Raw genomic sequence first — 19,764 nt, 5'->3', positions numbered from 1 at the left:
ACACGATACGACAAACTGAAGCGAAATTATGAAAGTATGGTAGCCATGGCGTGTGGGTATCTGTGGTTACCTATGTGAAATGTCAACAGACCCTAATATGACGCATGTGGATACGAATGGTTTTTCCAAACTGCAAGCATCTTGGCAAGCGACTCGGTATCGAAGCCAAGCTGATGTTAGGCTGGATTGCTTCGCTGTGCTCGCAAAGACGGCAGAAAACAATGGCCATCCGCAATTTCAACCGCCATCTTGGCGAGACCCAATGGGCTGCGGCCATCCAGATGCTTTTCGGCAACAATAACGCTACAGTTGCCACAGCGTTGAGCAATCTGAGATTGGAATTCCCAAACAGCTTCTTAGCTGATAAAGGAGATTACCGATGCATAATGATTCTCTCCATGCTCCCTGTGCGCCACAGCAGAACCATCTTCTTGCTACTTTGCCCGCAGAAGTGCGGAAACGATTATATCCCCACTTGGAGCTGGTGCCGCTGCCGCTCGGTCTAACCTTGTGCGGGCCTGATTGTACGTTGAACCACGTTTATTTTCCTGCTGACGCGATCGTATCCCTGCTCTATGTCACGATGAATGGCGGATCAACCGAAATTGCGCTGGTCGGTAATGATGGAATAGTCGGGGTAAGCCTTTTTATGGGCGGAAACTCCATGCCGCAACAATCCGTGGTACAGAGCGCGGGCCACGCCTACCGGCTGGATGGACGTTTATTGATGCAGGAATTCGAACATGTTGCGGCAGTCACGCACCTATTATTGCGTTATACTCAGGCGCTACTCACGCAGATCGGGCAAACGGCGGTATGCAACCGGTATCATTCAGTGGAACATGGAACAGCAACTCTGCCGCTGGCTCCTGTTAAGCCTCGATCGCTTGCCATCGAATGAGTTGAAAATGACTCATGAATTGATCGCCAATATGCTTGGTGTGCGCCGTGAAGGCGTGACCGAAGCAGCGGGTAAACTGCAACGTGCTGGCCTGATCGATTATCACCGGGGCCGTATCGCCGTACTGGATCGGTCGCGCCTGGAAGCCAAGGTTTGCGAGTGCTATAAAGTGGTCAAGAAGGAATATGATCGGCTGCTTCCTGACAGGATCGCAACCTGATTGGTATTGAAAGGGATTTCACTGCAAATAATCTATTACATATCCCCCAATAATCACGAGAGCATCATCCACGCATCACCTATTAACCCATCGCAACGCATTTATCTTTGCCCCCATCTCTGTACGCCAACGCACAGACCACAATTGCTGCATGCTGTAGGCTCTATCACGCAATGATCTGATTCACTTGATAAGATTACACCAGACGTTGGGCCTGCAGTTTGAATTTTGGTGCTGTCTTCAGAAGCAGTAAACGCGCCACTTATATTGCTGAGCGGCGGCCTATCGGTTAACAGATTGGTAATTTCCATTTCTTTCGAGGAGAAACAAATGGGTAAATATTTACTGGCGTGGTTACTTGGCGTGCCTGCCATCGTATTGGTTATCATTTATATTCTTTACAACTAAAGAGACATCCCCGGGCATTGGGCTTACCCCAGCCGGCCAAATTAAAGGAGTGACACAAATGAATATTTCAAGAACACTTATAGTCGTGGTGATTTCGATGGTTTCCATCGCTGGACTGCCCGCTTGCGAGAAGAAAAATTCGGCAGAGGCGGTGGGAGAAAAAATAGATGAGTCAGCCGAGAAAGCGGGCGATGCCCTGAATGAAAAGATCGTCGATTAGCAAAAATTGACGTCATCTAGTACTCCGTTCCGTCAATTAGCTTACAAATGAAATCGATGGATTTGCCTGCCAGGCTGGATTTTCCGATCCTTTTCGTTGAATAGAACAACTATTCGCCTCAAATGATCGAAAAATCCCGCTCAGCCAGCTTCGTCCTCGCTACAATCGCTATTCTCGGACAGCCTCCTAGGCACAAACCGCAGTCATAGCCGTAGCTATGGCGAGGATTTGCAACAACGCATGACAGGCGAAGGCGCGATTTCATGTAATCGGTTTGGCGGAACGGAGTACTAGACAAACGGCAAGCTGTGCTGCCACTAAACTTGGCTTGGTTAGCAGTTGGTGTTGACCGCGCTGACCAAGCAGGCATCCGACTGAATCATTACGAATCGATGCTGTGGACAATGTTCTGCACAAAGTAATCAGGCGACATCACTCCCTATTTCGGATGGATCTAGCGTAAACGGGTTTCGATAGCTAACCGCTCAACTGCGCGGAGATGTGCAGCGCACCCTTAAAAAACTGGTAATTGTTGCAACCCTTATCCTTGGCATGGTACATCGCGATATCCGCGTTCTTGATCAGGGTTTCCGCATCCTGGCCATCTGCAGGGTAGGTGCTGATACCGATGCTGGTCGTCACATTGAGATCATGTTCATCAATCGAATGCGATACTGCCAATGTGGCGAGTATCTTGTCAGCAATCAAGGCGGCATCATGTGCGTGCTTGTCCTGCGCCACCAATACCACAAATTCGTCGCCGCCCAGCCGACTCACCGTGTCTGTGCCGCGCACACACGCACGCAAGCGCTGCGCAACGGATTGCAGCAATTTGTCGCCTACCGAATGCCCGAGTGAATCATTGATGCACTTAAAATTGTCCAGATCCAGAAATAGCAGAGCGAGTTGGGTGCCGCGCCGTTTTGCCAGGGCGATAGCTTGCGTGATGCGGTCATCCAGCAACATGCGGTTTGGTAAGTTGGTCAGGGAGTCGTGCTGTGCCAAGCGAGCCATTTTCGTAATCATCGCTTGCGAAACCGAAATATCATGGAACACGATTACCGCACCGACAATTTTTCCATCCACATCGTGGATCGGCGCAGCGGAATCTTCGATTGCCGCTTTACTCCCATCACGCCGAATCAGTATCGTACCCGCAGTCAATGCCATTGCCTCGTCTCGTTGCAGTACCCATTCGACCGGATTTGGCACTGGATCATGCGTCTTGCCATGGACAATATGCATCACTTCGCTAATGGAATGCCCCAGCGCTTCTTCTCTCGACCATCCAGTCATACCTTCCGCCGCGATGTTCATGTAGTCGATATTGCCCGACATATCGGTGCCAATGACTGCGTCACTGATGGAGTTGAGGGTGATTTCAGCACGGTTTTTTTCTAGGAAGAGAGATTCCTCGGCAGCCTTGCGCTGGATGATGTTATGCAGCGATTGTGGCACCAGATCGTTGCTAAAGTGATTATATGAAAGATAACCTTGCGCACCGCGCTGCACGGCTTCCATCGCAAGCATCGTACTATCCGCCGTGTTGAGTATCCAGATCGGTGTCTGGGGTGCAATGGCGTACAGCTTATCAAATGTCGTAATGTCTTGACTGTCGGGTAGCGACAAATCCACTAAAATTGCATCGATACCGCCTGCACGCAATCGTTCCAGTCCATCGGAGAGTCGCACTACCCATTCAATGTCGAATGCGTCATCTTTTGCCTGGCTGAGCACCTCCTTCAGCGACATGGCATCGCTGGCATCGCTCGTGATGAGCAGAACTTGGTTCGCCATGTTAACTTTCATTCTTCATGGATGAGCGAACGGGAAGTGATAAATATACGTGACACTAGGCTAAAGCGTTCAATTACCGGAATGAGTCACAGCGTGACTGCTGGAATGACTATTTATCATCACCATCACCGACCTGGTTACCTATCACGCCGCCCACCGCCGCACCCCCGACTGTTCCGAGAGCGCTCCCGCCCGTTAGGGCAGCACCCCCAACAGCACCAGCGCCAGCACCGATCGCGGTGTTTCTATCCCGTGCCGTCATGCCAGAACAACCACTTAAGCCAAGCATCACTGCTATGATCATCGCATTGACTGCAATTCCTCGCATCGTTTTCATTAAATACCTCTTGTAGAATATCAAAGCATAGCTAAACCCCTATTTGCCAATGATAATCGCGATCCCCACCACAGTCTGTGTGGTAGCGAACATATGCGTAAGACGGGAATTACCTTTTGATCGAATCTCTGACTGTATTTGTGTGCTAGCGCACATACCGGGCGCCTAACCCCTGTAATACTTTACTTAAAAGGATTTCAATCGGCTCAGTTCAAATCGAGTTGAGCCATCGCTTTGCTGTTTCAATTTTGTATGGACATCACACCAGCGTTTGAGGACGAGCACTCTGCTTTAAAAAAACGCCGCTTTTGCGCTTTCCTGGCAATGCTCAATGAAACGGTCGATCTCTCGGTTCCCGACCAGGTGACAAGGAAGCAAAACAACCGGCCAGTAGCAATTATTCAGGAGATGGATGCATGAAAATATACGAGACAAGAAATGCACCCGAAACACAAGAGGCTTGTCCAATTTGCACCTTGGGTAAAATCAGACTTGTTATGCGGGGTTTGTCAATTTTCACAGTCTTGCTAGTGTGTGTTTTCACGACGAGCGCCGCAATGTCGGATGACTCTTATATCGCTGGGTATGCCACAGGCATTCTCAGATATGCATTCAAGATCGATACTCCTTCGTTAACCGTAGAAAACGGTAACATTATCCTGTCCGCCGATCAGGTATCAGCAGATGATCGTGAGAAGATTGTGCAGGCACTAATGGAGATCACCGGGGTTAGCGGAGTAAGTATTGGAGAGCGCAGCGTTCAGCAAACCTCCGCTATATCGACAGCACCGGCTGAAGCAGTGCCCATAGAAGAAAGTATGCCCACAGCGGATTCGGCTATGCTTGCGACGGGGATATTGCCGTCAGGCCATCTGTTTAAACCATTACTGGCTGATCCACGATGGGCCCATTTCTCTGTCGCCTATCGCAATTACGTCGGAAAGAATATTGATGGAACTAACAATGCCGCTGTCAGCTTTGGTGAGACATTGCCATTTTACCGTGCCAATTTTGGGCAATCTATAGTGCAGTGGGAAGTAGGTCTGCAAGCCGGCGTTTTCAGCGATTTCAATCTCGACGCCCCTTCATCTGATCTCATCAATACGGATTTCATTGCATCGATTTACTCAAGTATGCGTGCAGGTAACGCCTCTGCATTTGCTCGCATCTATCATCAGAGCTCTCATCTTGGTGATGAATTTTTGCTGAGAAAGCTAACCAGCCTGGAGCGCATCAATCTCAGTTACGAAGGTGTCGACCTCAGGCTGTCTTATGAGTTTCCTTATGGGATACGCGTCTATGGTGGAGGCGGTGGTATCTTTCATAAAGAGCCGTCGACAATTAAACCCTGGTCCGTTCAATATGGCGTTGAATTCAGAAGCCCATGGCGTCTTGATATTGCATCTATCAGGCCGATTCTAGCGGTTGATATCAAGAATCATGAACAAAACAATTGGAATGCCGACATCTCCGCCCGGGCTGGAATTCAATTTGATAATTTTCAGACCTTTAACAGAAGGCTTCAACTCCTTGCTGAATATTTTAACGGCAATTCACCTACTGGTCAGTTTTTTAAAGAGAAAGTCGAATATATCGGTATCGGAGCGCATTACCATTTTTAGGTATCAGGTCAACCGGCGACACCCAACCATCCCGTTTTCATACGAGGTCATCATGCAACCATTCCCTCCGTACTCAATTATTTCCAGGTATGCATTACTGTTATCTGGTCTGACACTGTTTACTGCGTGCAAGACCTCCGAAGAAAGCCTGGTTTCGAACACAGCATACTCCAGCAACCAGTCAACACAGACCAGCGATATCGTTTATGACACTGAACTCGGCGAGTCACTTTGGCCAGGGGAAGAAGCCGCAACGCTCGCTATCGCGAAAAACATCGAACAAACGATCAAATCGCGCTATCTAGATAATCCTCCCGCACTGCGCCACGTTCACACCAAAACACACGGTTGCGTGTTGGCGGATTTCCAGGTTAATAAGACACTTAACGACGAACACCAGCACGGTGTTTTTCAATCCGGGGCGCACTACAAGGCTTGGATCCGTTTCTCTAACGGCGGCAGCGATCCAACAGCTGATGACAAGGAAGGAGACGGACGGGGCATGGCGATTAAACTCATGGGCGTTCCTGGAGAAAAATTCCTGCCTGACGAACACTATACCCAGGATTTCATGATGATTAATCATCCCGTATTTTTTATCAACGATCCGCAGACATATTTGAGCTTCGTTCAGGCGCGCAGTAGTCCCTATCTACTGACCCGTTTATCCGTACCATTCTCGCTTGGCATCGAAGGTACAATCATCGCTGCAAAGATCAGTGGCAAGAAAATTGGCAACCCGCTCTATACACGCTACTGGTCGATGGTGCCTCATCAACTTGGCTCTGGTACACACCGGCGGGCAATGAAATACTCCGTGAAACCTTGTGTTGAAATGGACAACAGCCCCCCCTCTGGCAAGTCCCAGGACCCCAACTACCTGCGTGCGGCGATGAAACAATCTCTCGGCACCCAGGACGCCTGCTTCGAATTCCTGATCCAGACGCGTGATACCAGCATACCCGCAGGCGCGGCGCTCAGTGTTGAGATATCCACGGATGAATGGGAAGAAAGCATAGCGCCATTTTTTAAAGTCGCAACGATCACGATTCCCAAACAAGACTTCGATAAACCAGCCCAGAATAAATTCTGCGAAAATCTTTCATACAATCCTTGGCACTCAGTATCCGAACACCGGCCGCTTGGCGGAATGAATCGGATCAGAAAAGTGGTTTACTCGTCCGCTGCCGACCTTAGGCGCAACATGAACGCCATCACACCCGTTGAACCGACAGGTGATGAGGCCTTTTAAATTATATTCACGTCGTTTGGGTCAATCACTGGCTCAGATCCTGGCGGAGTTTTGATTCCAATTGTTTCGTGGCAGTGATATCGACAAAGGTGATCACGGCGCCATCGATCACATTGTCCAGTCTGCGGTAAGGCATAATGCGCACTGAAAACCAGCGATCGTCACTGGTAGGAATCTGTTTCTCTGAAAAAAACAACGTGCGTAGCGTCTCGTTTACATCGTCTTGCAGCGTTGGGTACTGCAGGCTTGTGGTAAGGTCGCTGAGCGGCCGACCGATATCGCTTTCCCGAACATTGATGATCTTCGAGGCTTGTTCGGTATAACGTCTGACATTCAATTTCTGATCGAGGAACAGTATGGCAATATCAGTACTATTGAGCAGGTTCTTCATGTCGCTTTGGGCGAGGGCGAGATCATCGAGTTTGGCCTGCAACTCAGCGTTGATCGCCTGAAGCTCCTCATTCATGGACTGCATTTCTTCTTTTGAAGTTGTCAGCTCCTCATTGGTCGATTGCAGTTCTTCATTGGTAGACTGTAATTCCTCATTGGCCGACTGCAATTCTTCTCTGGATGCGCGCGCTTTCTCGCGCAGGATCCGGATTTCATCCTGGTATTGCTGCAACTCAGCCGCATGGGACACCTCTAGTGCGCTGTGTCCTTTGCGTCGCCCCCGCACTGCCGCCGCCACGTCACGGAATACTATTATCATCATGCCTTGCAAAGCGGCGGGCTCGCACAGTGCTTGTATTGAAACATCAACCAGTTGTGCACTAGTTGATCCTTGTACTCGCAGGCCGTGTAACTGTACCGGTTCACTTTGATTGGCGGCCCGCTTCATGGCGTCCATAAGTGGCGCGCGCAAACCATCGCGCACCATGGCGTGGAAGTTCCAGTTGGCCTTGCCTGCAGCGGGTTCGAGGTACTTGCCGGTACGTCCGCTAATATACACGATGTCACCGGCGTTGTTGACCACTACGGCTGCGGGCGCATATACCTGCAACAACAAATGGTCAGCTGCAGCTTGTAGGTTGTCGGCAAATTGGTGGGCATGAGTGGGTGGCGACATGGGGCGCTCCTTTTTTATCCTGGATAATGGCGGAAACGACTTTACCAAGAGCTCGGGAACGGCATCGGAAGCGTAATCCTGGCGCAGATACACCCGCAATTTTGATTCGATGGGGGTGAACAGTTGTTTAAACCGGCCGACTGTCTCCGAACTCCCCAGCAGTAATACGCCGCCCGATCGCAGGCTGTAGTGAAACAAGGGCAACAGCTTGCGCTGGAGTACAGCATCGAAGTAGATCATCAGATTGCGGCAGGAAAGCAGATCGAGTTTGGTGAAGGGGGGGTCGAGTACAACGTCGTGCTGTGCGAACAGCACGGTATCGCGGATATCCTGATTGATCCGGAAGTAACTATCGTGCGCACTGAAGAAACGCGCCAGTCTTTCCGGTGAGATGTCGGCACTGATTGACGTGGGATATACTCCACGGCGCGCCGTTGTGATGGCATCCGGATTCAGATCCGTGGCAAATATCTGCAACGTATACTTACGGTTTAGCGACAGTCGCTGCACTACCTCAGCAAATATCATGGCCAAAGAATAGGCCTCCTCTCCGGTTGAGCAGCCGACAACCCAGGCACGCAGCTTGTGCTCGTTAGGCCGCCGTGCCAGCAGTTCCGGTAAGGTGGAGTCCGCTAGTTGCTGCCAGACTGCGGCGTCACGAAAAAAGCTGGTTACACCGATCAGCAATTCCTTGAACAACAGATCGATCTCTTGCACATTCTGTCGCATGAACGCTTCGTACATCGCCAGCGTGTCAATTGCATGAATGGCCATACGCCGATGGATACGGCGATACAGCGTGCTGGGCTTATAGACGGAAAAATCGTGCCGGGTTCTCTGTTGCAATAGCCCGAAAATATTTAGCAGTGGATCCGCCGGCAATGCTGGTGGTGTCTGTGGCATTTGGGCCACGCCCGTTAGCGCGGCATCCGGCTCCACGCTCTTGGTCGCCTGGGTGATGTAGGCACGGATATGCCCTGGCAACTCAGCAGGTGGCGCGATAATATCTACACACCCTGCAGCGATAGCACTCTTGGGCATCGAATCGAACTGTGCGGACTCGGGTTGCTGTACAACGGTCAGAGCCCCCCCAATGCCCGGATAGCCTGCAAGCCCAGCGTGCCGTCCGACCCCATCCCGGACAGGATTACCGCGATGGCACGTTCACCCTGGTCGCGGGCCAACGAGGAAAACAGGATGTTGATGGGCAACCGAAAACCACGCGGCTCAGCGGGAGTGGCCAGATGCAACACGCCGTCGACCACCGTAAGTTCTGTGTTGGGCGGAATCACATACACACTGTCAGGTTCAACACGCATTCCATTTTCAGCCTCCCGTACCGGCAGCTTGGTGGCCTGCTGCAACAACTCGGCCAATAGGGTTTTTTGCGTGGGATCGAGATGCTGCACTATGACGTAGGCCAAGTCATTTCCTGGCGCGATCTGCTCCAGAAATTGTTCCAGCGCCGCAAGACCGCCGGCTGAAGCGCCGATGCCAACGATGCGCGGTATCGTCGATGGATCACCGGGCTGATCAGCGCCAGTTAAGGAACCCATAAGCTAATTCTTTAGGCCACTAGACGATTTGACGGCGGATGGTCTGCTGCGCTTCACTAAGACATAAACATAGCACTCGCAGATTATGGAAAACTGTCCGAGAATAGCGATCGTCACGAAAGCGAGGATGGTTGAGTCGGGTTGTTCGATCATTGAGGAGAATAGTTGTTCTATTTAACTGGGCGAATTGGAAAACTCGATCAGGTAGGTTCGTCCGCAGTAGATCAGCCTGTTCCTGGACAGCCTCTTGGTTTCAATTCTGCCATGCTGCCATGATCAAGCACCGTGATGTATCCATGCCGGCAAGCGATCAAAAGTTCAGGAGAGCTGGTCAGGTCCCTGACGAGCAGATGTTTCCATAAAAGCCAGCAGAAAATACCCGCTGTTGGGCGAGATAGTTGCCACGACTTGCAAGCAGCGCGATGTGCCTTGCCCCCCCTGGTTTGTGATTCGCAGCTTCCCCTGCTGTCGATGCGTAGCCGCTCCAGCAACGCACGTAACACTTGCCCACTTGCAGGTGCCAGGAAGCTATCGATGCGCTGCCCGCTCAATTCTGCACACTCAACGCCAAACAGTCTTGCACCAGTCCGATTGCCCTCGATGATCTTGCTCTCGGAATCAACGATGAAGTATCCGACCGGTGCAAACTCATAGAGTTCGGCATATCGCGCCAGTGCTTCTACGAGTTCGTTTCTATCCTGCTCCATCTGTTCATGCTGCAGATCCAGTTCCACTTGATGGACCTGCAACTCGTGAAGCAATTTGAGTGCATCACCGGCAGCCGCGGGATCTCTGGCCAGATCATAGAGCATAGAAAGTGCATCCTTTCCGAGTGTCCACCCTTGCGTGGAGGGCGCTGCGCCTTTGTTGAGCCGGGTTTCAGCTTCATGGCGCAATGTTGTCTGGTGTTTGGGTGGTGCAGTGCGTTTGGGCATACAGCCTCCGGCAGTATGGGAAATGAACATATTATTAACCAAAATAAAAGGTAATCGAGCTACTCAGTAGCTTCTTTAAGCTCGCATAACAAAAACAAACACCCATTTTCGGTTTTAAGGAGTTGCTCATAAATAGCTGTAACACTTATTCCTTCACGGCTCCTAAGTGTGCCGCCGCACAGATAAACATCCCATCTTGCTGCTAGGATAGGTTTCCTTCTATCTGAAGGGGCAATCTCATAAATATCACTATCGACTCCTTGCTAATAACTTTCGGTAGCGCTATTAAATTTTGTTAGCAATGATGGGAATTTTTAAATAATTGTGGTTGGCTGTCAATTAACGTGGCTAACCATGATTCTTTAAAGATACCGCTAAATGAATGGTGTCTTAAGTACTTTATTGCTTAGCGCTAATCTTTAGTCAATAAATCAATCAAGGAGTTAAATCATGATTTACAGTAAGCATTTATTCAACTTCACTTCCTTAATCGGCCTCAGCCTTTTGATAACCTGCTTATCTGTACATGCCGGTGACAAAAGGGACTTGGAGAAAGCCGGCAATTCCACGAGAAACGATACTGTGGGCGCTTATGACGAGGATGCTTATGTCAAATTAGGCCCAGCCAATCTTGCATACGATATCAACGCCCAAAAACTTATAAACATGAGCGTCATGAGTCGTCAAAACGGCAACAAACTGGGAGAAATTCAAGACTTGGTATTAAGTCACAACGAAAAAATTTCTTATGCAATCGTGTCAGCTGGAGGTTTTCTCGGTGTCGGTAAAAAAATGGTTGTCATTCCACTTCATGCTATGACTATACATAAAACAGAAGAGAATGTGGCCATTAATCTTTCTGAACAACAGTTAAAGGAAATGCCCGAGTTTAAATTTGAATATGTCGGTGACCGCAATTACCAGACCAACAATCGTCCCGCAACAAGTAGCACCGGGGGTAAATACTACGCAGCCAATATAGATTACAATATCAATGCCAAAAAGCTTTTTGGAATGGATGTCGTTGATCCCTATGGCAAAAAGTTGGGGTTGATTAAAGACTTGCTACTGAGCAAAAATGAGAAAATCGTTTATGCAATTGTTTCAGTTGGGGAAGTACTCAACCTGATTGAAAAACTGGTTGCCGTGCCATTTCATAGCCTGCAAGTGAATAAATCAGATGAGGAGATTATACTAAATCTCACCCAGAAACAATTAGAACAAGCGGCTAATTTTAGATTTACAAATTAGCCTTAACTTAAGGGTATCTCAAAAAATTCAGAGTTTTAAACAAGGCGAGGCGGGAACAAAAAATGTTGACGCAGCATATGATTGATATGTAAGGAGACATTCTTTGTGAGCAACGACGTATTGCGACGAAATATGGATTTTTGGAGGTGTCCTTAATTAATTCAATAAGCCCGGTTATCTCTGGATAAACTTGGAGATAACTCCTGTCAAGGTTCCTCGGAACAGCAATAAGCAAGTATCGCCCAAAGAGCCGTATCATAAGCTCTACCATGAGTCATGGAACTTTTCCCACAAGCTGATCAACGCAACACTCCGTCTTCTTTTCCGCAGCAGCAGCATTTAGTAATTTTGCTATGTTATCTAGCGCACAGACGGGTTATTGCATCCACTTTATAAAGCTGTTAGTCATATTCACATAAATGATGTGGCGAGCAGCACGCGAATCGAGCACGGTTTGCCTTGCAAATATTTTAATTATTGAGGAATTCATCATGAACAAGAATCAAGTAAAAGGCGAAGCAAAAGATATCGCTGGCAAAATCCAGGAAGAAGCTGGCAAGATGCTTGGCAGCACTGAGCAGCAGGCCAAAGGACTGAAAAAACAGGCTGAAGGCAAGATTCTGAAAGGTGTTGGTGATCTGAAGGAAGCCGCCACAGATTTGGAAGAAGCCGTCAAGAAATCGTAAGAATGCAGTCGAGCAAACCTGCAGGCAAAAAATGTTGCACAACAATATTTTTTGCCTGCATTGTAACTTTTATTCTGGATATCCCGCTGGTTTCAAAAGGCGATCTAGCTTCGTTTTTCTTGTCATGCAACAACCCTACTTTAGGCTAAGTTATAACAGCCTTGGTATCATCTGAAAAAGGAAAGTCCAATGAGAATCCTAAATCGATTTATAGTCACCGTGATATTGGTTGGAATGGCAGGCTGCTTATCGATAGGCTCAGGATCAGGCAAAACTGGTCCGGAAGGTCCACGAGGCGAGCCCGGCACCAAGGAAACGATCATTATCGCGCCAGAGAAACAGCACTGAACCCCGGGACGGAGTCGGAGATAACCATCAGCTCATGCCTATGTGACGCGCTATCCCGGATTTCCCATTAGGAACACAAGAGCGCGCCGACCCATTTGTGGCGAGTTTTCCGGGCTAGACCAGCTTGATCAGACCCGGGAAGAGAATGACGAGGGTCAGTGCCAGCAATTGCAGTAGGATAAACGGCACTGCGCCACGATAGATATCGACTGTGCTGATCGATGCCGGTGCGACACCACGCAGGTAAAACAGCGAAAAACCAAATGGCGGCGTCAGAAAGGAGGCTTGCAGATTGAGTGCTACCAGGATGCCGAACCAAAGCGGATCGATGCCGAACTTGATCAGCAGCGGCGAAATCATCGGGATGAAGATATAAGCGATTTCGACGAAATCGATAAAAAATCCGAGCAAGAAGATGATCAGCATCATCAGAAAGACAAATCCCCATTTTCCGCCGGGCAAATGTTGCATGATCTGTTCGACAGCCTCATCGCCGCCGGTATAGGTAAACACCATGGAGAAAAAAGTGGCGCCAGCCAGAATGGTGAATACCATGGCGGTGATCTTGGTGGTTTGCATGGCGACCTGATGCAGCATGCTTAGTTTGAATCGCCGGTTAAGCGTAGCCAGGACGATCGCGCCCACTGCGCCCATCGCCGCTGATTCAGTGGGGGTCGCAACGCCGGCAATGACGGTGCCTAGCACCACCATCACCAGTGTCAGGGCAGGGACGATGGTTTTAAAGGCATGCCAGTATTGCGCAAGCAAGGATCCGTTGCGGGCAGGAACCGGTGGAGCGGCTTCCTTTCTCGACCAGGCCAGCAGTAAACAGTAGATGATGTAGATCAGCACCAGCAGCAGCCCTGGCAACAGGGCCGCGCGGTAGAAATCGCCAACCGGCTTCTGCAGCACATCACCCATGATGATCAGTATGATCGAGGGCGGGATAATTTGCCCCAGCGTGCCGGATGCGCAAATGATACCGGTTGCCAACCGTTTGTCGTAACTGTATTTCAGCATCACCGGCAGGGCGATCAACCCCATGGTGACGACCGAAGCGCCGACCACTCCGGTCGAAGCTGCCAGCAACATGCCGACCACCACGGTTGATACCGCCAGTCCACCGCGTATGCGGCCAAACAGCGAGCCCATCGATACCAGCATTTTTTCTGCAATGCCGGATTTCTCCAGTATCAGCCCCATGAAGATGAACAACGGCACCGCCATGAGCGTGATGTTGGTCATGATCGAGTGCATGCGCTCGGCGACCATCAGAAATAGTTGCAACCCTTCGGCATACAAGCCAAAGAACAGCGCGACGCCGCCAAATGTGAACGCAACCGGGAAGCCCATGGCCAGCATGGCCAGGCAGACCAGAAACATGGAAAGTGCGATCATCCGGCTAACTCCGGCGCCAGACGGTGTGGCATGGGGCCCTGGGCAGGTAACCCACATGCTGGAAAAATGAGATCAGACATAGGAAACAGTGAACAACGGTGAAGCGTTAAATAGCGATTCAAAAATGGGAGAGAACTATAATTTTTCCTGATGCAAGGGCGGATGGTCTATCAGTGCCGGATCGGGACCGCCGGCCAGGAATCTGAGATTGCGCGAGACGATTGCGAGCGACTGGATCAGCACCAAACCATAGCCAATCGGCAGCAATGCCTTGAATGCAAAACGGTAGGGCAGGCCACCTGGGTCATTCGATACTTCCTGGAGATGGTAGGAATAGCCGACAAAATCCCAGGCGCTATAGAGAATCAGCGCGCACATGGGGATGACGAACAAGCTATGGCCGCAGATATCCACGATGGCCTTGCGGCGTGGTGCCAGGCGGGTATAGACGACATCGACCCGCACATTGGCATCCTCGCGCACGGTGTAGGCCGCGCCCAGCAGGAAGACGGCGGCGAATAAATGCCACTCCAGCTCCTGCATGGCCATCGATCCGCCATGAAACAAATAGCGGGCGATGACATCGATGAATACCACTGCGATCATCAGTACGCACAGCCAGCCGGCCAGCCAGCCGGCCGCACCGGAAAGCTTGCCAGCCAGCTGCTCGAATTTACGTAACAGATTCACTTGCAACCCTCCTAGTGGCCTGCCACTGTCATGCGCTCGATCAGTAGGGAGCCGCATTGTCTGGATCCACGGATAATGACATCGTTTCCGACACCGATGATTCCGCGCAGCATCGTATTGAGGTTGCCAGCGATGGTGATTTCCTCGACGGGGTAGCGAATCTCCCCTTGCTCCACCCAGAAACCGGCCGCCCCCTGAGAGTAATCGCCGGTCACAAGATTGACGCCATGGCCCAGCAATTCGGTTACCAGCAAGCCCCTGCCCATTTGTTTGAGGAGCGCGTCAAAAGCAAGTGGCGCATCACTTTCCAGAACCAGATTATGATTGCCGCCTGCATTACCGGTCGAGCGCAGGCCAAGTTTGCACGCCGTATAGCTTCCCAGGAAATAGCCTTGTACGATACCGTTTTTCACAACCTTGCGTGCCTGCGTGGCCACACCTTCTTCATCGAAGGTGCAGCTGGCCAATCCTTTCGCCAGATGTGGCAATTCAGTGAGCTGGATGTTGGCCGGGAAAACTTGCTTGCCAATACTATCGAGCAGGAATGAGGATTTTCGATAGAGGCTGGCGCCGCTCACAGCACGCACAAAACAGCCGATCAGACTGGATGCCACCGGCGCTTCAAACAGCACCGGGACTTCACAGGTGGCAATTTTCCTTGCGCCCAGCCGGGCAAGGCTGCGCAGGCCTGCCTTGGTGCCGATTTCATCGATGGCTTCCAAATCATGCGCGGACCGGGCGACGCTATACCAGTAATCCCGCTGCATGCTGCCATGCTCGCCAGCGATCACGGCGCAGCTGGCGCTATGCCGGGTCAGCGGAAAACCGCCACAGAAACCAAGGCTGTTGGCATAAACAAATTGCGAGGTGCTGTTGGCTATGCTGGCACCTTCCGAATTGACGATACGCGGGTCGGTGGCCAGAGCGGTGGCTTCGCATCGGCGCGCCAGTTCGATCGCTTCTTCAACCGGCAATGACCACGGGTGATACAAATCCAGATCGGGAAATGCAGTTGCCAGCAAGTCGGCATCGGCAAGCCCGGCATAAGGGTCTTCCGCCGTGTGCCGGGCAATGGATAGCGCAGCGCTGACAGTTTCCTGGATGGCTTTGGGTGAGAAATCGGAGCTGCTGGCATTGCCTCGTCTCTGGCCGATATAGACGGTGACGGACAGCCCTTTGTCGCGCGTGTATTCGATGGTTTCGACTGCGCCCTGACGGACCGTGACATTCTGTCCTGAACCATCCGAAACATGGGTTTCGCAGGCATCGGCGCCATGATTTTTGGCAAATGTCAGGATATCCTGGGCGATTTGTCGTAAATTTTCCTGAGTGTATGAAAAGGGGTGTGGCTGTTCAGAATCGCGATTTAAGTTGTTTTCCATTGGATTACTTGCTAGAAGGTTCGTCAGAGTAGCGAAAAGCGGTCAGGCATGGTTCACGCATATGAACGAGAATATATATGAATGCTCAAAGCGGGTTATGATAACAGCTTCTTGATCATTCCCAATGCGAGTAGCCGTTGTGCGAAATCATCCGAAGGATTTATCCCAGTCAGAAGCTGAATTGGAAGCATCCCAGCCCAGCAAGACCCGGCGCAAGCATGAAATGCATGCCTTGCAGGCTTTGGGCGAGCAGCTGGTTGAACTTGATCCGGCGCAAATTGCCGAACTGGACTTGCCGGAGAATCTGACCGAGGCTGTGCTGGAAGCTCAAAAAATTTCCAAACATGGCGCCCGCCGGCGGCAATTGCAGTTTATCGGCAAGTTGATGCGTTCGGTGGACGCGGCGCCGATTCAGGAAAAAATGCATGCCTGGCAGCATTCCAGCGTGCAGCATACCGCCTGGCTGCATCAGCTGGAACGCTGGCGCGACCGCCTGCTGAGCGATGAAACGGCCCTGACCGAGTTCGCGCAGGCTTATCCGCAAGTTGATGTCCAGCAATTGCGTGTCCTGCTGCGCAATGCCCGCAAAGAAAAACTCGAAAACAAACCGCCCAGAAGTTATCGCGCTGTGTTCCAGGTGTTGCGCACGGTTATTCCGGAAGCATAACCTGATAGGCGCGTCAAAAAACCCGATACTGCCCGGGCGGGCAGGGCGTATTAACGCACCTTTCAGCCGGTCAACAACGTTGCCGGTGATCGGGATGATCTGTAAATCTGTAATTAATCAAATGTATTTTATGGAGAGTAACTGATGCAGTTGAAATGGATTTGGAGTGTGTTGTGCTTAGTGTTGATCATTATGTTGTCCATGACGGTGGGGGTGCGCACGGCGAGCGCCGCGTGCAAGGGCTGCCTATGCCCGGGCGACCCTTGCCAGCTTTGCCCTCTGCCTTTGAATATCAATGACCCGGTGCCCACCGATGAACCCGAAACCTGCCGCCGCATCCGCGAGGCCGTGCCACCGACCGATGCGCTGCCGGGGAGCAATGAGTATTTTGCCAATCTGGATAAGTCCACCATGGCTTGTATCAAAAACGGCGGTGATGTCATCAAGAATTCACGCCGCAGCGAGCTGTTTCCGGCGCGCTTCTACTGCAAGCCGGGCTTGCCGATACGTTGATGCGCACGCCGATTTCCCTGCCACCCATGTTGTCATTGTTTTGTCACTGTTTGATCGCTGATGAGAATCATAACGTTGAATGTGAATGGCCTGCGTTCGGCCAGCAGTAAAGGATTTTTCGATTGGTTGCCACAGCAGGATGCCGATTTCATCTGCGTGCAGGAGCTGAAGGCGCAGCCGGAAAACCTTACCGAGGCCATGCGCACCCCTGCCGGCTATAGCGGTTATTTTCATTGTGCGGAAAGAAAGGGCTACAGCGGGGTGGGAATCTATACCCGTCATGCCCCGGACCGAGTCGTGGAAGGGACGGGTATTCCCGAAATCGATGCCGAAGGGCGCTTCCTGAGAGCCGATTTTGGCGATTTGAGCGTGATTTCCGTTTACCTGCCATCCGGTTCCAGCGGCGAACACCGGCAGGCTGCCAAATTTTTCTTCATGGCGCATTTTTATCCGATGCTGCAATCACTGGCCGCATCCGGCCGGGATGTGCTCTTGTGCGGCGACTGGAACATTGCTCACCAGGAAATCGACCTGAAAAACTGGCGCGCCAATCAGAAAAATTCCGGTTTCCTGCCCGAAGAGCGGCGCTGGCTGTCCACGGTCTTCGAGGAATTGAAGCTGGTGGATGTGTTCCGCAAAATCAACCCGCATCCGGAGCAGTATACCTGGTGGTCCAATCGCGGCCAGGCGTGGGCGAAGAATGTCGGCTGGCGGATCGATTACCAGATTGCGACACCCGGGCTGGCCGAGGCTGCGACCGATACCTCGATTTATAAAAGCGAGCGTTTCTCCGATCATGCCCCGCTGGTAATCGACTACAACTACCCGCTATGAAACCGGTAGCCGACACGGGCTGGTTGCAAGCATTGCGCATCTACGCGCATCCACGCGTGGCGGGTATGCTGGCGTTGGGATTTTCGGCCGGTTTGCCCTTGCTGCTGGTGTTGGGCACGCTGTCGTTCTGGCTGCGCGAGGCCGGTATCGACCGGGCCACGATCGGATATCTGAGCTGGATAGGACTGGCCTACGGATTCAAATGGGCGTGGGCGCCGCTGGTGGATCGCATGCCATTGCCGGGGCTGTCCCGCTGGCTGGGGCGGCGCCGCGCCTGGTTGCTGCTCTCGCAGCTGACCATCATGGGTGCACTGATCGGCATGGCCAACACCGAACCGGTCGAGCAACTTTCCCATATCGTTTTCTTTGCGCTCGCGGTTGCCTTTGCCTCGGCCACCCAGGACATCGCCCTGGATGCCTACCGCATCGAGGCCGTAGCCTTGCCATTGCAGGGCGCAATGGCCGCCACCTACCAGGCAGGTTACCGGCTGGCAATGATCATGGCCTCGGCCGGCGCGCTCTGGATCGCGGCGGCATTCGACAGCACACCGGCCAGTTATGACCCTGCCTCCTGGCAGATCGCCTATCTGTTCATGGCAGCCTGCATGGGGGTCGGCATTGTGACCACCTTGGTCATTCGCGAACCCGACGTGCCGAGCAACCTGCTGGCCATCGAGAATGAAAAGCAGGCGCGGGCAGTCATTGCTGGTTGGCGGCTGAATGGCAGGCTCACTGCCTTGCTGGGCTGGATTTATGGCGCGGTAATTGCGCCTTTCCAGGACTTCATCGTGCGCCATGGCCGCCATGCATTGCTGGTATTGGCGTTGATCGCCGTCTACCGAATCTCGGACGTGGTGATGGGCGTCATGAGCAATCCATTCTATGTCGACATGGGCTTCACCAAAGACGAAGTCGCGACAGTGTCGAAAGTTTATGGCGTGATCATGACCATCCTGGGCGCAGTCATCGGGGGGCTATTGACCGCGAAAATCGGAATCTTCCGCACCCTCTTTCTGGGTGCGGTGTTATCGGCCGTGACCAATCTTTTGTTCGTCTGGCTGGCAGGGCGGGGGCATGATGTCGCCGGCCTGGTATTCGTCATCTCGGCCGACAACCTCTCGGCCGGTATTGCTTCTTCCGCCTTTGTCGCCTATCTTTCCAGCCTGACCCAGGCAGCCTATTCCGCCACCCAATACGCGCTATTCAGCTCGGTCATGCTGCTGCTGCCCAAATTCATCGCCGGCTTCAGCGGAGAATTTGTCGACGCCTATGGCTACGCCATGTTCTTCACTGGAACAGCGCTGCTGGGCGTGCCGGTATTGCTACTGGTCTGGCAAGTAGGGCGGATCGATTTTGCATCGGCAGCCATGCACGAACCACCAGAGAAATCGCTTTAGGAGCCGTGAAGGAATAAGTGTGACAATTGGGCGCGTCTGGTGGGATGCAATGCAAGGCGAGAGGAGGAGTCATAGCAAGAGCTATGGCGACGACGAGTAACGCCGCAGTGCGCCCGCCAGATGTGATCCAAGTGTTACAGTTATTTCTGAACGACTCCTTAGCCTGAATAATGGTAGCAATGCATTTTTGGCTCGTCAGCAGAATCTGTGGGCGACATCCGGTTCAGGTAGCGCGCCAAGTGCATGATATAATGCGATTTCTGCGCCATGAAAGGTTCGAAATC

At 51.7% G+C, this 19,764-nt stretch carries 18 protein-coding genes and 2 pseudogenes; 12 read left to right on the top strand and 8 right to left on the bottom strand.

Going from position 1 to position 19,764, the window contains the following annotated elements; all coding sequences use genetic code 11:
- The 3 genes and pseudogenes from BLV85_RS14915 to BLV85_RS15285 all read left to right on the top strand — a co-directional run.
- A pseudogene (locus BLV85_RS14915) lies at positions 1-78 on the top strand (IS5/IS1182 family transposase); the annotation flags it as partial.
- Between the two features lie 301 nt (positions 79-379).
- A pseudogene (locus BLV85_RS11320) lies at positions 380-1,121 on the top strand (Crp/Fnr family transcriptional regulator).
- Between the two features lie 466 nt (positions 1,122-1,587).
- Positions 1,588-1,749, top strand: coding sequence for a hypothetical protein (locus tag BLV85_RS15285; RefSeq protein ID WP_176974023.1), 162 nt, complete (start codon positions 1,588-1,590; stop codon positions 1,747-1,749).
- Between the two features lie 477 nt (positions 1,750-2,226).
- Here the strand turns inward: BLV85_RS15285 and BLV85_RS11315 are convergent, their stop codons facing one another.
- Together BLV85_RS11315 and BLV85_RS11310 are read right to left on the bottom strand one after the other, a co-directional pair.
- The gene (locus BLV85_RS11315; RefSeq protein ID WP_245725193.1) at positions 2,227-3,546 is read right to left on the bottom strand and encodes a diguanylate cyclase domain-containing protein; all 1,320 of its coding nucleotides are present in this window, start codon (positions 3,544-3,546) and stop codon (positions 2,227-2,229) included.
- A gap of 109 nt (positions 3,547-3,655) precedes the next feature.
- Positions 3,656-3,883 (bottom strand): glycine zipper 2TM domain-containing protein, encoded by a 228-nt coding sequence (locus BLV85_RS11310; protein WP_090415226.1) that lies wholly within the window; start codon positions 3,881-3,883, stop codon positions 3,656-3,658.
- Positions 3,884-4,135: 252 nt separating this feature from the next.
- Between BLV85_RS11310 and BLV85_RS15280 the strand changes: the two genes are divergently transcribed.
- Genes BLV85_RS15280 through BLV85_RS11300 form a run of 3 tightly spaced genes read left to right on the top strand, consistent with a single transcriptional unit; the run spans position 4,136 to position 6,757 of the window.
- Complete coding sequence (locus tag BLV85_RS15280; protein WP_176974022.1) at positions 4,136-4,303, top strand: hypothetical protein; 168 nt, start codon at positions 4,136-4,138, stop codon at positions 4,301-4,303.
- Complete coding sequence (locus BLV85_RS11305) at positions 4,300-5,505, top strand: DUF1207 domain-containing protein (protein ID WP_245725192.1); 1,206 nt, start codon at positions 4,300-4,302, stop codon at positions 5,503-5,505. Before BLV85_RS15280 ends, BLV85_RS11305 begins: the two co-directional genes overlap by 4 nt.
- Positions 5,506-5,557: 52 nt before the next feature.
- Positions 5,558-6,757: a catalase family protein gene (locus BLV85_RS11300; protein WP_090415224.1), complete on the top strand. Its 1,200-nt coding sequence runs from the start codon at positions 5,558-5,560 to the stop codon at positions 6,755-6,757.
- Positions 6,758-6,782: 25 nt separating this feature from the next.
- On the opposite strand, the gene BLV85_RS15840 is transcribed toward BLV85_RS11300, so the two are convergent.
- The 3 genes from BLV85_RS15840 to BLV85_RS11290 all read right to left on the bottom strand — a co-directional run bounded on the left by BLV85_RS15840 (position 6,783) and on the right by BLV85_RS11290 (position 10,314).
- Positions 6,783-8,864, bottom strand: coding sequence for a CheR family methyltransferase (locus BLV85_RS15840; RefSeq protein ID WP_281245750.1), 2,082 nt, complete (start codon positions 8,862-8,864; stop codon positions 6,783-6,785).
- Positions 8,865-8,902: 38 nt separating this feature from the next.
- Positions 8,903-9,379, bottom strand: coding sequence for a chemotaxis protein CheB (locus tag BLV85_RS15835; RefSeq protein ID WP_281245749.1), 477 nt, complete (start codon positions 9,377-9,379; stop codon positions 8,903-8,905).
- Positions 9,380-9,603: 224 nt separating this feature from the next.
- Positions 9,604-10,314 carry a PAS domain S-box protein gene (locus BLV85_RS11290; protein WP_218132822.1) on the bottom strand — a complete coding sequence of 237 codons (711 nt, stop codon included), beginning with the start codon at positions 10,312-10,314 and terminating at the stop codon, positions 9,604-9,606.
- Between the two features lie 450 nt (positions 10,315-10,764).
- Here BLV85_RS11290 and BLV85_RS11285 point away from each other — a divergent pair, with 450 nt between their 5' ends.
- Positions 10,765-11,565 (top strand): PRC-barrel domain containing protein, encoded by an 801-nt coding sequence (locus BLV85_RS11285; protein ID WP_090415222.1) that lies wholly within the window; start codon positions 10,765-10,767, stop codon positions 11,563-11,565.
- A gap of 491 nt (positions 11,566-12,056) precedes the next feature.
- On the top strand, positions 12,057-12,251 hold the full coding sequence (locus BLV85_RS11280) for a CsbD family protein (protein ID WP_090415220.1): 195 nt from the start codon (positions 12,057-12,059) through the stop codon (positions 12,249-12,251).
- A 462-nt stretch (positions 12,252-12,713) separates the two neighbouring features.
- Here the strand turns inward: BLV85_RS11280 and BLV85_RS11275 are convergent, their stop codons facing one another.
- From BLV85_RS11275 to pmbA, 3 genes are all read right to left on the bottom strand, one after another.
- Entirely contained in the window at positions 12,714-13,997 is a 1,284-nt protein-coding gene (locus tag BLV85_RS11275) for a TRAP transporter large permease (RefSeq protein ID WP_090415219.1), read from the bottom strand.
- 135 nt (positions 13,998-14,132) lie between these two features.
- Entirely contained in the window at positions 14,133-14,687 is a 555-nt protein-coding gene (locus BLV85_RS11270; RefSeq protein WP_176974021.1) for a TRAP transporter small permease subunit, read from the bottom strand.
- 11 nt (positions 14,688-14,698) lie between these two features.
- Positions 14,699-16,069, bottom strand: a complete 1,371-nt coding sequence (gene pmbA, locus BLV85_RS11265) for a metalloprotease PmbA (RefSeq protein WP_090415215.1) — start codon at positions 16,067-16,069, stop codon at positions 14,699-14,701.
- A gap of 124 nt (positions 16,070-16,193) precedes the next feature.
- Between pmbA and yjgA the strand changes: the two genes are divergently transcribed.
- From yjgA to BLV85_RS11245, 4 genes are all read left to right on the top strand, one after another.
- The gene (gene yjgA, locus BLV85_RS11260) at positions 16,194-16,736 is read left to right on the top strand and encodes a ribosome biogenesis factor YjgA (RefSeq protein WP_090415213.1); all 543 of its coding nucleotides are present in this window, start codon (positions 16,194-16,196) and stop codon (positions 16,734-16,736) included.
- Positions 16,737-16,880: 144 nt separating this feature from the next.
- The gene (locus BLV85_RS11255) at positions 16,881-17,249 is read left to right on the top strand and encodes a hypothetical protein (protein ID WP_176974020.1); all 369 of its coding nucleotides are present in this window, start codon (positions 16,881-16,883) and stop codon (positions 17,247-17,249) included.
- Positions 17,250-17,309: 60 nt separating this feature from the next.
- Positions 17,310-18,083 carry an exodeoxyribonuclease III gene (locus BLV85_RS11250; RefSeq protein WP_090415211.1) on the top strand — a complete coding sequence of 258 codons (774 nt, stop codon included), beginning with the start codon at positions 17,310-17,312 and terminating at the stop codon, positions 18,081-18,083.
- Positions 18,080-19,480 carry an AmpG family muropeptide MFS transporter gene (locus BLV85_RS11245; protein WP_090415209.1) on the top strand — a complete coding sequence of 467 codons (1,401 nt, stop codon included), beginning with the start codon at positions 18,080-18,082 and terminating at the stop codon, positions 19,478-19,480. Before BLV85_RS11250 ends, BLV85_RS11245 begins: the two co-directional genes overlap by 4 nt.
- Positions 19,481-19,764 lie beyond the last annotated feature (284 nt).

Source organism: Nitrosomonas halophila (assembly GCF_900107165.1).
GTDB lineage: Bacteria > Pseudomonadota > Gammaproteobacteria > Burkholderiales > Nitrosomonadaceae > Nitrosomonas > Nitrosomonas halophila.
The sequence above is the reverse complement of the archived record's forward strand: the minus strand, read 5'-3'. Positions and strand labels throughout refer to the sequence as shown.

Bases quoted from the DNA above. Each gene is read 5' to 3' on its own strand.
- BLV85_RS15285 (WP_176974023.1), top strand. From the start codon at position 1,588: ATGAATATTTCAAGAACACTTATAGTCGTGGTGATTTCGATGGTTTCC.
- BLV85_RS11315 (WP_245725193.1), bottom strand. From the start codon at position 3,546: ATGGCGAACCAAGTTCTGCTCATCACGAGCGATGCCAGCGATGCCATG.
- BLV85_RS11310 (WP_090415226.1), bottom strand. From the start codon at position 3,883: ATGAAAACGATGCGAGGAATTGCAGTCAATGCGATGATCATAGCAGTG.
- BLV85_RS15280 (WP_176974022.1), top strand. From the start codon at position 4,136: ATGGACATCACACCAGCGTTTGAGGACGAGCACTCTGCTTTAAAAAAA.
- BLV85_RS11305 (WP_245725192.1), top strand. From the start codon at position 4,300: ATGAAAATATACGAGACAAGAAATGCACCCGAAACACAAGAGGCTTGT.
- BLV85_RS11300 (WP_090415224.1), top strand. From the start codon at position 5,558: ATGCAACCATTCCCTCCGTACTCAATTATTTCCAGGTATGCATTACTG.
- BLV85_RS15840 (WP_281245750.1), bottom strand. From the start codon at position 8,864: ATGCCCAAGAGTGCTATCGCTGCAGGGTGTGTAGATATTATCGCGCCA.
- BLV85_RS15835 (WP_281245749.1), bottom strand. From the start codon at position 9,379: ATGGGTTCCTTAACTGGCGCTGATCAGCCCGGTGATCCATCGACGATA.
- BLV85_RS11290 (WP_218132822.1), bottom strand. From the start codon at position 10,314: ATGCCCAAACGCACTGCACCACCCAAACACCAGACAACATTGCGCCAT.
- BLV85_RS11285 (WP_090415222.1), top strand. From the start codon at position 10,765: ATGATTTACAGTAAGCATTTATTCAACTTCACTTCCTTAATCGGCCTC.
- BLV85_RS11280 (WP_090415220.1), top strand. From the start codon at position 12,057: ATGAACAAGAATCAAGTAAAAGGCGAAGCAAAAGATATCGCTGGCAAA.
- BLV85_RS11275 (WP_090415219.1), bottom strand. From the start codon at position 13,997: ATGATCGCACTTTCCATGTTTCTGGTCTGCCTGGCCATGCTGGCCATG.
- pmbA (WP_090415215.1), bottom strand. From the start codon at position 16,069: ATGGAAAACAACTTAAATCGCGATTCTGAACAGCCACACCCCTTTTCA.
- yjgA (WP_090415213.1), top strand. From the start codon at position 16,194: ATGCGAGTAGCCGTTGTGCGAAATCATCCGAAGGATTTATCCCAGTCA.
- BLV85_RS11255 (WP_176974020.1), top strand. From the start codon at position 16,881: ATGCAGTTGAAATGGATTTGGAGTGTGTTGTGCTTAGTGTTGATCATT.
- BLV85_RS11250 (WP_090415211.1), top strand. From the start codon at position 17,310: ATGAGAATCATAACGTTGAATGTGAATGGCCTGCGTTCGGCCAGCAGT.
- BLV85_RS11245 (WP_090415209.1), top strand. From the start codon at position 18,080: ATGAAACCGGTAGCCGACACGGGCTGGTTGCAAGCATTGCGCATCTAC.